General features: G+C 60.2%; 14 protein-coding genes. 11 read left to right on the plus strand and 3 right to left on the minus strand.

The window, feature by feature from the left end; translation table 11 throughout:
- Positions 1–217: 217 nt before the first annotated feature.
- Positions 218–475, minus strand: coding sequence for a membrane protein insertion efficiency factor YidD (gene yidD / locus OUZ52_RS03100; protein WP_266156835.1), 258 nt, complete (start codon positions 473–475; stop codon positions 218–220).
- A gap of 139 nt (positions 476–614) precedes the next feature.
- Between yidD and dksA the strand changes: the two genes are divergently transcribed.
- The gene (gene dksA / locus OUZ52_RS03105) at positions 615–1,790 is read left to right on the plus strand and encodes an RNA polymerase-binding protein DksA (protein WP_266156836.1); all 1,176 of its coding nucleotides are present in this window, start codon (positions 615–617) and stop codon (positions 1,788–1,790) included.
- Between the two features lie 74 nt (positions 1,791–1,864).
- Here dksA and OUZ52_RS03110 read toward each other — a convergent pair whose 3' ends face one another.
- Entirely contained in the window at positions 1,865–2,299 is a 435-nt protein-coding gene (locus tag OUZ52_RS03110; protein ID WP_266156837.1) for a SufE family protein, read from the minus strand.
- A 30-nt stretch (positions 2,300–2,329) separates the two neighbouring features.
- A complete protein-coding gene (gene cysS / locus OUZ52_RS03115; RefSeq protein ID WP_266156838.1) occupies positions 2,330–3,712 on the minus strand; it encodes a cysteine--tRNA ligase in 1,383 nt (460 codons plus the stop codon).
- A gap of 180 nt (positions 3,713–3,892) precedes the next feature.
- Here cysS and OUZ52_RS03120 point away from each other — a divergent pair, with 180 nt between their 5' ends.
- From OUZ52_RS03120 to OUZ52_RS03165, 10 genes are all read left to right on the plus strand, one after another.
- Positions 3,893–4,429 (plus strand): glycine zipper 2TM domain-containing protein, encoded by a 537-nt coding sequence (locus tag OUZ52_RS03120; protein WP_266156839.1) that lies wholly within the window; start codon positions 3,893–3,895, stop codon positions 4,427–4,429.
- A gap of 300 nt (positions 4,430–4,729) precedes the next feature.
- A complete protein-coding gene (locus OUZ52_RS03125; protein ID WP_266156840.1) occupies positions 4,730–5,737 on the plus strand; it encodes an N-acetylornithine carbamoyltransferase in 1,008 nt (335 codons plus the stop codon).
- A gap of 21 nt (positions 5,738–5,758) precedes the next feature.
- On the plus strand, positions 5,759–6,388 hold the full coding sequence (locus OUZ52_RS03130) for an FMN-binding negative transcriptional regulator (RefSeq protein WP_266156841.1): 630 nt from the start codon (positions 5,759–5,761) through the stop codon (positions 6,386–6,388).
- On the plus strand, positions 6,385–6,861 hold the full coding sequence (locus tag OUZ52_RS03135; RefSeq protein WP_266156842.1) for an OsmC family protein: 477 nt from the start codon (positions 6,385–6,387) through the stop codon (positions 6,859–6,861). Before OUZ52_RS03130 ends, OUZ52_RS03135 begins: the two co-directional genes overlap by 4 nt.
- Positions 6,862–6,891: 30 nt before the next feature.
- Positions 6,892–8,082 carry an argininosuccinate synthase gene (locus OUZ52_RS03140; protein ID WP_266156843.1) on the plus strand — a complete coding sequence of 397 codons (1,191 nt, stop codon included), beginning with the start codon at positions 6,892–6,894 and terminating at the stop codon, positions 8,080–8,082.
- Between the two features lie 12 nt (positions 8,083–8,094).
- On the plus strand, positions 8,095–8,535 hold the full coding sequence (locus OUZ52_RS03145; RefSeq protein ID WP_266156844.1) for a GNAT family N-acetyltransferase: 441 nt from the start codon (positions 8,095–8,097) through the stop codon (positions 8,533–8,535).
- Positions 8,536–8,568: 33 nt separating this feature from the next.
- Positions 8,569–9,669 (plus strand): acetylornithine deacetylase, encoded by a 1,101-nt coding sequence (locus tag OUZ52_RS03150; RefSeq protein WP_266156846.1) that lies wholly within the window; start codon positions 8,569–8,571, stop codon positions 9,667–9,669.
- Between the two features lie 37 nt (positions 9,670–9,706).
- Entirely contained in the window at positions 9,707–10,972 is a 1,266-nt protein-coding gene (locus OUZ52_RS03155) for an acetylglutamate kinase (protein ID WP_266156874.1), read from the plus strand.
- Positions 10,973–11,031: 59 nt separating this feature from the next.
- Complete coding sequence (gene argC / locus OUZ52_RS03160) at positions 11,032–11,988, plus strand: N-acetyl-gamma-glutamyl-phosphate reductase (protein WP_266156848.1); 957 nt, start codon at positions 11,032–11,034, stop codon at positions 11,986–11,988.
- A gap of 57 nt (positions 11,989–12,045) precedes the next feature.
- Positions 12,046–12,624 (plus strand): aminoacyl--tRNA ligase-related protein, encoded by a 579-nt coding sequence (locus OUZ52_RS03165; RefSeq protein WP_266156849.1) that lies wholly within the window; start codon positions 12,046–12,048, stop codon positions 12,622–12,624.
- The last annotated feature ends 24 nt before the right edge of the window (positions 12,625–12,648 follow it).

Raw genomic sequence — 12,648 nt, forward strand, 5'->3', positions numbered from 1 at the left:
TCTCCGAGTGGCCCGCGCCGAAAACCATTTGCTCGCAGGACAAGGAAGAACGAAAGAGTGTACGTCGGTACGCGACTGAATGATGACGCGGTCGTGCGGGCAAACAGCTCAGGCCCCAAGGCTTGAGTCGCTATGGCCGCCATGTGCCAGCGCGCGGCTTGACCTGACGGCCAGTCAGGCGCTGCGCCACGCACTACCACCTGGCAGCCATAGCGGCTCAACGCGGGCTACTCGGAGATTTCGAGCAGGCTCTAAAGGTAAATTGCTCGGGGACAGGGTCTTCGCCGCCCGTACATAAGGGCTGACAACGCAATAATCGCCAACCAGTCAGCAGACTGCCACGAAGCGGACCAAAGCGCGCAACCGCAATCCGTGCATAATCCGAGCAGCTGGGGTGGAAGCGGCAGCGCTGCCCCAGCAACGGGCTGAGCCAGCGCTTATAGAAACCAAGCAGTAAAAGTATGAGTCGGGTCAAAACGTTTCACGCTGCCAGGACAGTTTGCGGCTTACCGGGATAAGCTCCATTAGTGCTGCAGTATTCCAGAAGCATGGTTGCTGGTGTAAGGCACATGAGCTATAACACCGGGCCGCCACGGCCAAAACGGTGAAGGGATATGGCGAAAACGACGCGTAGTTCGGCAGCTGTCAAGGCGCAGAAAGGGAAGTCTGCGAGCAAGGCGAATGATGTCAAAGCCCACAAATCAAAAGCTGCTGTTAAGGGCGGGGCTGCCAAGGGTGGGCAGACAGTGAAGCGTGCAGTGGCAAAACCAGCTGCCAAGGCGGCACCTGCCAAGACGGCAAAGAAAGCGGTGGCCAAGAAAGCCGTTGCGCCGGTCAAGAGCACGGCAGCGAAAAAGCCGGTTGTTAAGAAAGCAGTGACGAGCGGCACCAAGCAGTCCGCGGCCGTCAAGCCTGCAGCGACCAAGAAAGTGGCGGCCAAGCCGCAGCCGAAGAAGACCGCGCCGAGCAAGACGCCCGTCGCCAAGAAACCCGATGCCAAGAAGGCGCCCGTGAAAAAAGTCGTCAAGCCCGTCGTATCCAAGACCGTAGCGCCGGTTAAGCCGCCCAGCCAGCCGGCTGCCAAAGCGCCGATCGCCAAGCCAGTAGCCAGCCCGGTAGCCAAACAAGTAGTGCCAGCGGCCAGCAAACCGGCCACAATAGCCAAACCTATACCCCAGCAGCCCGCCGCCGCGCCTCTCAAAGGCAAGGTTGCGAGTGCAGTCGCCGTGGCGACTCCGCGGGTGGCCTCTGCCACCGCGCGCCACACCATCCACAAAAAACAGAAGACCCCGCAGTCCTCGATGAATAGTTCCGCAGCGCTCGACAACGGCATTACCAAAGACGATGGGCGTTATGCCCTGCCATCCACCACCCAGATTACTCTGCCGAAGGGCTATCACCCCTCGAACGACAAGGACGAGGAGTACATGAGTCCTCGTCAGCTGGCTTACTTCCGCAACAAGCTGCGCGATTGGCGCAATCAGCTTGTGGAAGAGTCACGGCAGACGATGGAGAACTTGCGCGATGAAGTGCGCGATGTCGGCGACGAAGCCGAGCGAGCCACTCGGGAAACCGAGAACTCTCTCGAGCTGCGTACCCGCGATCGCTATCGCAAACTGATCTCCAAGATTGACAAAGCCTTGCGCCGGATCGAAGAAGGGCGTTATGGCTATTGCGAAGAAACCGACGAGGAAATCGGCGTGGAGCGCTTAGATGCGCGCCCCATCGCCACCTTGTCGCTCGATGCGCAGGAGCGCTACGAGCATAAGCGTAAACAAATGGGCGACTGATCCCGCCTGTTGCTGCTACCAGACAAAACCCCGCCTGGTGCGGGGTTTTGTTTTAGCTGGGTTTGCGGCGGCATTTACCTGGATGCTTGCGCCGCGTAGGCCTTCAACTTGGCCAGCATGGCGGCGAGTCCGTTGGCACGGGTTGGCGAAAGGTGCTTGGCCAGGCCAATCGCCTCGATGAAGCGCGGTTCGGTCGCAAGAATCTCCGCGGCCGAGCGATCCGAATAGACGCGCAATACCAAGGCAATCAGGCCCGAGACGATGGCGGAGTCGCTGGCTGCGATGAAGTGCAGCTTCGCGGCGTCATCCCCGCACGGCACCAGCCACACCATCGACTGGCAGCCATGCACGCGGTGTTCTTCGGTCTTCAGTGCTTCAGGGAAGGCGGGCAATTTCTTGCCCAGGTCGATCAGGTACTGGTAGCGCTCGGTCCAATCGCCGAAAAAGGCGAATTCTTCGATGATGTCTTCCTGAGCCTGCTCAGTGCTTAGTGGGGCGGTAGCGTTCATGTACGGATTATCGCGCGTTTTGCCGGCATATCAGCTTTTCAGCACGCTCCAGCGTGTGCCCTGCGCGCCATCTTCGATAACAATGCCCAGGGCGCTAAGCTCATCGCGGATTTCATCCGCGCGCTTGAAGTCGCGCGTGGCGCGGGCATGGCGGCGTTGATCCAGCAAGGCCTCAATGCGCGCCTCGTCAATGTCGATGGCGCCGGTTTGTTTAAACCATGCCTCAGGATCTTGCTGTAACAGGCCGAGCAAGGCGCCGGCGCCAAGCAGCATGGCTTTGGCTTCACGCTGGGCTTGTGCATCGCCAGCCTGGCGGGCGGCGTCGGCCAATTGCGAGAGCTCGGCGAGCGCCTGCGGGGTGTTGAGGTCGTCGCAGAGCGCTGCCTCGGTGCGGCCGGGCACCGGCAGCGGATGTTCCACCTCGATCTCGGCCAAGTCACGCAGTACGCGATACCAGCCATCCAGTGTGCTGGTCGCCTGGGTGATGGCGGCATCTGACCAGTCCAGCGGCTGGCGGTAATGTCCGCGCAGCAAGACCAGGCGTAGCGATTCGGCAGGATGCTGCTTGAGTAGCTCCTGAATCAACAGCACATTGCCCAGCGATTTGGACATCTTGCGGCCGTCGAAGGTCAGCATGCCGTTGTGCATCCACCAGCGTGCGAAGGTTTTGCCACCGTGAGCGCAGGTGGATTGGGCAATCTCGTTTTCGTGATGTGGGAACAGCAGGTCGACGCCACCGGCGTGGATATCGATGGTCTCGCCCAATTGCGCCGAGCACATGGCTGAGCATTCGATGTGCCAGCCTGGCCGGCCACGGCCCCAGGGGCTGTCCCAGCCGGGCAGGTCAGGCGTGGATGGCTTCCACAACACGAAGTCGCCGGGGTTGTTCTTGTAGGGGGCGACTTCCACCCGGGCGCCGGCGATCAACTCCTCGGTATCGCGGCCCGAGAGCGCGCCATAGGCCGGAAAGGAATCCACCTGAAACAGCACATGGCCTTGGGCAGCGTAGGCATGCCCCTTGGCGATCAGCGCTTCGTTCATCGCGATGATCTCGTCGATATGCGCCGTGGCATGGGGTTCGAGATCGGGCGGGGCGACGCCAAGGCCGGCCATGTCCGCGTGGTAGGCCTTGGTATAGCGGTCGGTGATGGTGCTGATCGGCACGCCTTCTTGCTTGGCCGCGGCGTTGATCTTGTCTTCCACGTCGGTGATGTTGCGGGCGTAGATCACCTGCGGGTAATGCCGGCGCAGCAGCCGGGCCAACACGTCAAAAACCACCGGGCCGCGCGCGTTGCCGATATGTACGTAGTTATAGACCGTGGGCCCGCAGACATACATGGTCACTCGTTGCGGATCGAGCGGGGTAAAGACCTCGGTACGGCGTGTCAGGCTGTTGTAGAGCGAAATCGGCATCGATGGAAAATCCGCGGCAGAGATAAGGCCGGAGGGTGAGCACGGGCCAGCCTGGCATCTTAACAAGATGTAAGTATTGTCACAGGGTTACGGGCATTCTAAGCCTCGATTCAGTGTCAATTTGTTGGAATCACTCATGGCGCTGAAAAGCGTGATGCATGCCCCCGATCGGAGGTCGTAATGACCAAGCTGTTTTTCCCCGCGCTGATACTGGCCCTGACGACCGTCAGCAGCGCGTTCGCGCAGGATGCGCGCTATTCGAACGTCGACAGTAATGCCCACTATGGTTGGGCCGACGTGCTGCGCGTGGACCCCATCTATGGCGTGGCACGCACCGAGGTGCCGCGGCAGGAGTGCTACGACCAGCAAGTTGTGCACAGCGACTCGGGCAGTGGCAGCACGGCAGGCACCATCCTGGGTGCCGTGGTGGGCGGTGTCTTAGGCAGCACGGTGGGTAGGGGCGGTGGTCGCACGGCGGCCACGGTGGCTGGCGCAGTAGTGGGTGGCGCCGTCGGCAATAGCGCTACCCGCACGGGCGGCGGCGAATACGAAAGCACCGAAACCCGGTGCCGGCAGGTCAGCTCGGTCAGCGAGCAGCGCCGAATCATGGGTTATGACGTGGAATATCGCTATCACGGCGAGGTCTATGTTTCGCGGCTCAACTACGATCCCGGCGAGCGGCTGCGGGTCAGAGTCAGCGTAGGCCCTGCCGATTGATCATCTCCGCCGCCTTCGGGCGGCGGTTTGCTATGGGCGGTTTGGCCCCCGCCGCCCGCAGTTGCACGGCAACCAAAATCCCGTCATGATGCGCGCTTACTTGCCCGGAATTCTCATGTCCGCAGCCGTCTATACCGCTACTGTGCTTACCAGCGCCCGCATGGCCGCAGGTATGACGTCGCGTGCTCGCCGACCGCTGGTCCGACATCTGGCCGGGTAGGCTGTCGCGCACGTTTCATGTGAATCGACTAAAAACCCGGCCTTGTGCCGGGTTTTTTTGTTTACGGATTTGGAGCAGTTATGACTCTTCGCCATTTTCTAACCACGCAGGACTACAGCCGCACCGAGATCGAGGCGCTGCTGGAGCAGGCTGCTGCGTTCAAACGCTCGCCACGCGGCCAACAACTGGCGGGCAAGTCGATTGCGCTGTTGTTCTTCAATCCATCGATGCGTACGCGCACCAGTTTCGAGCTGGGCGCCTTCCACCTGGGCGGCCATGCCATCGTCTTGGCGCCGGGCAAGGATGCATGGCCGATCGAGTTCGAGGTCGGCAGCGTGATGGATGGCGATACCGAAGAGCATATCGCCGAGGTAGCGCGAGTGCTGTCGCGCTATGTGGATTTGATCGCGGTACGCGCATTCCCGAAGTTTCAGGATTGGGCGGTCGACCGCCAGGACAAAGTCATCAAGGCGTTCGCGCAGTACGCCACGGTGCCGGTCATCAACATGGAAACGATCACTCATCCTTGCCAGGAATTGGCTCACGCCCTGGCGATGAAGGAGCATCTGGGCAAGCTGCAAAACCGCAAGTACGTGCTTACCTGGACTTACCATCCCAAACCCTTGAACACCGCGGTGGCCAATTCCGCCTTGTTGATCGCGACCAAGCTGGGCATGGACGTCACCTTGCTTTGCCCAACGCCGGATTACGTGCTGGACGAACGCTACATGGCTTATGGCTGCCAGAACGCCAAAGACAACGGCGGTTCGCTCAAGGTCAGTCACAACATCGAAGACGCCTATAGCGGCGCCGAGGTGGTCTATGCGAAGAGCTGGGGTGCGCTGCCGTTCTTCGGTCGTTGGGAGCAGGAGAAGCCGATCCGCGAAGCGCATAAGCACTTCATCGTGGACGAAGCGAAGATGGCGCTGACCAACCAAGGGCTATTCAGTCATTGCTTGCCGTTGCGCAGGAACATCAAGGCGACCGACGCGGTGATGGATTCGCCTGCCTGCATCGCTATCGATGAAGCCGAGAACCGCCTGCATGTGCAGAAGGCGGTCATGGCTTCGCTGATGGCTGGTCGCTAAGCCCGGCTGCCGAGAAATCACATGTATACGCCACGCCACTTCAAGGAAACGCGCAACCAGGTTTTGCGCGACTTGTTGCACAGCTATCCGTTCGCGACGCTGGTAACGACCCATCCGGTATCGGGGCTTGCGATCAATCACCTGCCTTTCGAACTGGTCGGTGACGCGTTGCTGCATGGACATGTCGCGCGTGGCAATGAGCTGGCGGACATGGATGGAGCCGAAGTGCGGGTGATCTTTCAGGGGCCGGACGGCTATATCAGCCCGAATTGGTACCCCAGTAAGCATGAGACCGGGCGCGAGGTGCCCACCTGGAATTACGCCGTGGCACATGTTTATGGTCGCCTGCGTGTCGTCAAAGACAAGGATTGGCTGCGCCGTTTGCTGCAAACACTGACCGACCGTCATGAGCTGGGGCAGCCTGCGCCGTGGCGAGTGAGTGATGCACCGGCCGATCATGTCGACCAGATGCTTGGCGCGATTGTCGGCCTCGAAATCGCGATCGAGCGTATCGAAGGCAAATTCAAATTGAGCCAAAACCATCCCGCGTCTAATCGCGCCGGGGTAATCCAGGGGCTGCATCAGCGTGCCGATCATCGCGACGCCGAGTTAGCCCAGATGATGACTACCATGGAGAAGCTTCAGACATGACGATTGAACAACATAGTTACGCTGTCGACGTGGTGTGGACTGGCAACCACGGCACCGGCACGCATAGCTATCAAGGTTATGGCCGCGAGCATGAGATTCACGTTGCCGGTAAGCCGACGATTGCAGGTTCATCGGATGCGGCATTTCGTGGCGATGCATCGAAGCACAATCCCGAAGATTTAATGGTCGCTGCGCTATCCAGCTGCCACATGCTTTGGTACCTGCATCTGGCAGCGGTGGCCGGGGTCGTGGTGACGGCTTATGCCGACGCGGCGGTGGGCACGCTGAGCATCGGGGCACAGGGTGGCCAGTTCAGCGAAGTCGTGCTGCGACCGCTCGTGACGGTGACTGCGGCTAGCGACCCGGCCAAGGCCGTGGCCGTTCATGACGATGCACATCACGCTTGTTTTCTTGCCCGATCGGTGAATTTTCCGGTGCGCTGTGAGCCGCGCATCGAGGTTGAATCCGTATGACCGTTTTTCTATTTCAGGACCGATAAACCCATGAGCAAAGCTATTGTTCTCGCCTTTTCCGGCGGTCTCGACACCAGTTTCTGCGTGCCTTATCTACAAGAGCGCGGCTGGGCCGTGCACACCGTATTCGCCGATACCGGTGGCGTCGATGCGCAAGAGCGCGCCTTCATCGAACAGCGTGCCGCCGAGCTCGGTGTGGCTTCGCATGTCACGGTCGATGGTGGTCCGGCGATCTGGGCGGGCTTCGTCAAGCCGTTCATCCAGGCAGGCGAGGGCTATCAGGGACAGTATCCGTTGCTGGTTTCCGATCGTTATCTGATCGTCGAAGCCGCGCTGGCTCGCGCCGCGGAAATCGGTACCAAGGCGATTGCGCATGGCTGCACCGGCATGGGCAATGACCAGGTACGTTTTGACCTGGCGGTGAAGGCCCTGGGCGATTACGAAATCGTCGCGCCGATTCGCGAAATCCAAAAAGAACACACCGAAGTCCGCGCCTACGAGCAGAAGTATCTGGAAGACCGTGGTTTTGGTGTTCGCGCGAAGCAAAAGGCCTACACCATCAATGAAAATCTGCTTGGCGTTACCTTGTCTGGTGGCGAGATCGATCGCTGGCAAGCGCCGGGCGAGGGTTCGCGTGGCTGGTGCAAGCCGCGCGCCGAATGGCCGTCTGAAACGCTACGCGTCACGTTGAAGTTCGAGCATGGCGAGGCGGTGGCCTTGGATGGCGAAAAGATCGCCGGCCATAAGCTATTGGCAAAACTCAATGGTTTGTTCGCCCAGTACGGTGTAGGTCGCGGCATGTATACCGGCGACACCACCATCGGCCTGAAGGGACGCATCGTGTATGAGGCACCGGGTCTGTTCGCCCTGCTTGCCGCGCACCGCGCGCTGGAAGAGGCTGTGCTGAGCAAACAGCAGAATCGCTTCAAGCCCGAAGTGGCACGCAAATGGGTCGAGCTGGTCTACGAGGGCTTTTTCCATGATCCGCTGAAGACCGACCTGGAGGCTTTCCTGGCGGCCAGCCAGCGTTGCGTCAATGGCGAAGTCGTGCTGGAAACCAGCGGTGGCGTCGTCAACGCCGTGGAGATCCGTTCGCCGCATATCCTCAATGCCAAGGGCGCCACTTACGCGCAGGCCGCCGACTGGGGGGTAGCCGAGGCCGAAGGTTTTATTCGCCTGTACGGCATGAGCAGCACGCTGTGGGCTGAAATCAATCGGTGAACAGGTAAACCTATGAGCGACGATTTGCGCATCAGTACGGAGCAGAGCGAGCTTGACCTCGCCTTGATTCACGATTTTCTGTCGACCCGTTCGAGCTGGGCGCAGGGGATTTCGCTTGAGCGGGTGCGCAAGTCGATCGAGCACTCGCTGTGCTTCGGCGGCTTTCGCGGCGTGGCGCAGGTAGCGTTTGCACGAGTGATTACCGATTACGCCACCTTCGCCAACCTGGTCGATGTATTCGTGCTTCCCGAGCATCGCGGCCACGGATACGGCAAGCAGGTAGTGCAGGCGGTGATGAAGCATCCGGGGTTGCAAGGGTTGCGGCGTTTTACCCTGGCCACGGCGGATGCGCACGCGCTGTATGCGCAGTACGGATTCACCCCACCGCAGCGGCCAGCCTCGCTGATGGAAATTTACGTGCCGGACATCTACGCGGTCACCGACCGACGATGAACGGAATGATCAAGAAACCATAAGACGGACTTCATGAGCTCTTTACTGGACGAAACCCTTAAGCATTTGCGCGCGTTGGTTGGCTACGACACGCGTAATCCGCCGCGCGAGATTAATACCGGCGGCATCTTCGACTACCTGCGCGCGAATCTGCCGGGTTTCGCGGTGACGGTGACCGATTTTGGCGCTGGCGCAGTGAACTTATACGCCGTGCGCGGACAGCCGAAGTATCTGTTCAACGTGCATCTGGATACCGTGCCCGACTCGCCACATTGGTCGGCCGATCCGCACACGTTGCGGGTGACCGAGGATCGCGCGATTGGCCTGGGCTCTTGCGATATCAAGGGCGCGGCGGCGGCGCTGGTTGCTGTTGCCAATGCCACCAGCGGTGATATGGCCCTGCTGCTGTCCACCGACGAAGAGGCCAACGATGCTCGTTGCATCGACGGCTTCTTGAAGGACAAGCCTGTCTACGAGGCCATCATCGTGGCCGAGCCGACCAGGGGCGAGGCGGTGCTGGCGCACCGTGGCATCCATTCGGTGCAAATGCGTTTCAAGGGCCGTGCCGGGCACGCCTCGGGCGAACAACAGCCAGCCGATAACGCACTGCATCAGGCTATGCATTGGGGCACCGCGGCGCTTGGCTATGTGGCGAAGCAGTCGCATGAGCGCTTCGGTGGGCTGACCGGCCTGCGCTTCAATATCGGCAAGGTCGAGGGCGGTATCAAAGCCAATGTGATCGCGCCGACTGCCGATGTGCGTTTCGGCTTCCGTCCGCTGCCGTCGATGGATGCCGATCGCATGCTGGAAACCTTCCGTACCCTGGTCGAGCCGCAGCCGGTGGAGTTTGGCGAAACCTTTCGTGGCGACTCCTTGCCGGCTGGCGACACGGCGACCGCCGAGGCCCGTCGTCTCGCCGCGCGTGACCTCGCCGACGAGTTGGGTATCCCGGTGGGCAATGCGGTGGATTTCTGGACCGAGTCGGCGCTGTTTTCCGCAGCCGGCTACACCTCGTTTGTCTATGGCCCTGGCGATATCGCCCAGGCGCATAGTGCCGACGAGTGGGTGGCATTGAGTCAGTTGCAGCATTACGCAGAAACCATTTACCGGATCATCGATCGTGGAAGCGCATAAGCACACCCGTAAGACCATCGTGCGCTTGCTTTCGAGCATGGGCAGCACGAAGGAAATTCAGCAGTATCTGAAACGTTTCTCGCAGCTGGATGCGAAGCGCTTTGCCGTGGTCAAGGTCGGCGGTGCGGTGCTGCGCGACGACCTGCCTGCGTTGACCTCGTCACTGACATTTTTGCAGCAGGTCGGCTTGACCCCGATCGTGCTGCATGGTGCGGGGCCGCAGCTGGATGAAGAGCTGTCCGGCGCCGGTATCGAAAAGCAAACCGTCAACGGCTTGCGTGTTACTTCGCCCAAGGCTCTGGCTATCGTGCGCAAGGTATTCCAGGAGCAGAATCTGCGCCTGGTGGAGGCCCTGCAATCGATGGATACGCGTGCGACCTCGGTGCCCTCGGGCGTATTTACCTCGGTTTATCTCGATCGCGATATCTATGGTTTGGTGGGCAAGGTGGCCAGCATCAATCTGGCGCCGATCGAGGCCAGCCTTCGCGCCGGCTCGATCCCGGTGATTGCCAGCCTGGGTGAAACCGAAGAAGGGCAGATTCTCAATATCAACGCCGACTTCGCCGCCAATGAATTGGTACGGGTGTTGCAGCCTTACAAGATTGTCTTTCTGACCGGTACCGGTGGTTTGCTCGACGACAAGGGTAAGGTGATCGATTCGATCAATCTCAGCACCGAGTTCGAGCATTTGATGACGCAGCCGTGGATCAACGGCGGCATGCGCCTGAAGATCGAACAGATCGCCGATCTGCTGGCCGATTTGCCGTTGACCTCCTCGGTATCGATCACCCGTCCGTCGGAGCTGGCGAAAGAGCTTTTCACCCATAAGGGCTCGGGTACCATGGTGCGGCGTGGCGAGAAAGTGCTGCGCGTGACGTCGTGGGACGGCATCGACTGTGAGCGCATGCGTGGCCTGATCGAATCGAGTTTTGGCCGTACCTTGCTGCCCGACTATTTCGAGCGCACCAAGCCCTATCGCATCTATGTCAGCGAAAACTATCGCGCGGCGATGATTCTCACCGAAGAACACGGGCTGGCTTATCTGGATAAGTTCGCCGTGCTCGACGATGCGCAGGGCGAAGGTCTGGGGCGTGCGGTGTGGCAGGTCATGCGCGACGAGAATCCGCAGCTATTCTGGCGTTCGCGCCATGGCAATCCGGTCAACCCGTTTTATTACGCCGAGTCCGACGGCTGTTTCAAGCAAGAGCACTGGAAGGTGTTCTGGTATGGCCTGAACGACTTCGACACCATCGCCCGCTGTGTAGCGCATTGCGCAACACGGCAGCCGACCTTGATCGATTAAAGCAGCACCCCCTCCCGGTGCGAACAGGGAGGGGGCCGCACCGCATAGAGTGAACTCTCATGGCAGACCAGAAAAAAACCATCGGCATCGTCGGCGCGCGTGGCCATACCGGTGCCGAGCTGATTCGGCTGATTGCGGCACATCCGGCGCTGGAACTCATTTTCGTCTCATCCCGCGAGCTGGATGGGCAACGCGTTGCCGAGCATATCGATGGCTATGCCAGCGAGCTGCGTTACGCCAGCCTGGACCCCGCTGGCGTGGCATCGCAGGGCGCTGATGTGGTGATTCTGGCGCTGCCCAATGGCAAGGCGGCGCCCTATGTGGACGCGCTCGACCAGGCCAGGCCGGACACGATAATCCTCGATTTGTCGGCGGATTATCGCTTTGACGAACGCTGGTATTACGGCTTGCCGGAGCTGACTCGTCAGCGCTGGCGGGGGCAGAAACACATCAGCAATCCCGGCTGCTATGCCACCGCCATGCAATTGTCGATTGCCCCACTGAAAGATCTGCTGGCCGCGCCGCCGGTCTGTTTTGGCGTCTCCGGCTACTCCGGTGCGGGCACCACGCCCTCGGACAAGAACGATCCGGAAAAACTGCGCGACAACCTGATGCCGTATGCGCTTACCGGGCATATGCATGAGAAAGAAGCCAGTCGACATCTGGGCTTGCCGGTGGAGTTCATGCCGCATGTCGCCCCGCATTTCCGTGGCCTGACGGTAACCACCAATCTCTATCTGGCGCGCCCGCTTAAGCGCGAAGAGGTGATTCAGCGCTTCCACGCCAGCTACGACAACGAGCCGCTGGTACGCGTACTGGATGAAGCGCCCTGGGTCAGTCAGATTGCCAACAAACACCATGTCGACATCGGCGGTTTCGCGCTGTCGGCCGATGGCAAACGCGTCGTGGTGGTGGCGACGCTGGACAACCTGCTCAAGGGCGCTGCGACCCAGGCCATCCAGAACATCAATCTGCTGCTGGGTTGCGATGAATGGACAGCCATTCCGCGACCGTGACGCTTATCGGTATGTCATTCACTGGAGCTACCTACTTAATACACAACGAGCTACGTCATGCGCCTTTCACGATATCTGCTGCCCACTCTCAAAGAGACTCCTAGCGAAGCGCAGATCAGCTCGCACCGACTGATGTTGCGTGCGGGCATGATCCGACAAGAGGCTGCAGGCATTTATGCATGGCTGCCGCTGGGCTTACAGGTGCTTAGGCGAGTTGAACGTATCGTGCGCGAAGAGATGCACCGCGCAGGGGCGGTCGAGCTGCTGATGCCGACACTGCAACTCGCCGATCTATGGCGTGAAAGCGGCCGTTACGATGCCTACGGGCCCGAGATGCTGCGCATCCGCGACCGTCATCAACGCGAGTTGCTGTATGGGCCGACCAATGAGGAAATGGTGACGGGTATCTTTCGCGCCCATGTTCATTCGTATCGCGATTTGCCCTTGAACCTTTATCAGCTGCAATGGAAGTTCCGCGATGAATTGCGGCCACGCTTCGGGGTGCTGCGCGGGCGCGAGTTTCTAATGAAGGACGCCTATTCGTTCGACCTGGACGAAGCCGGCGCGCGGCGTTCTTATCAGCGGATGTTTGTTGCCTATCTGCGGATGTTTTCGCGCATGGGTCTCACCGCATGAGTTCATTGTCCTGGCTGATACCGG

It is taken from the genome of Dyella silvatica (assembly GCF_026283955.1).
GTDB classification, from domain to species: Bacteria; Pseudomonadota; Gammaproteobacteria; order Xanthomonadales; family Rhodanobacteraceae; genus Dyella_C; species Dyella_C silvatica.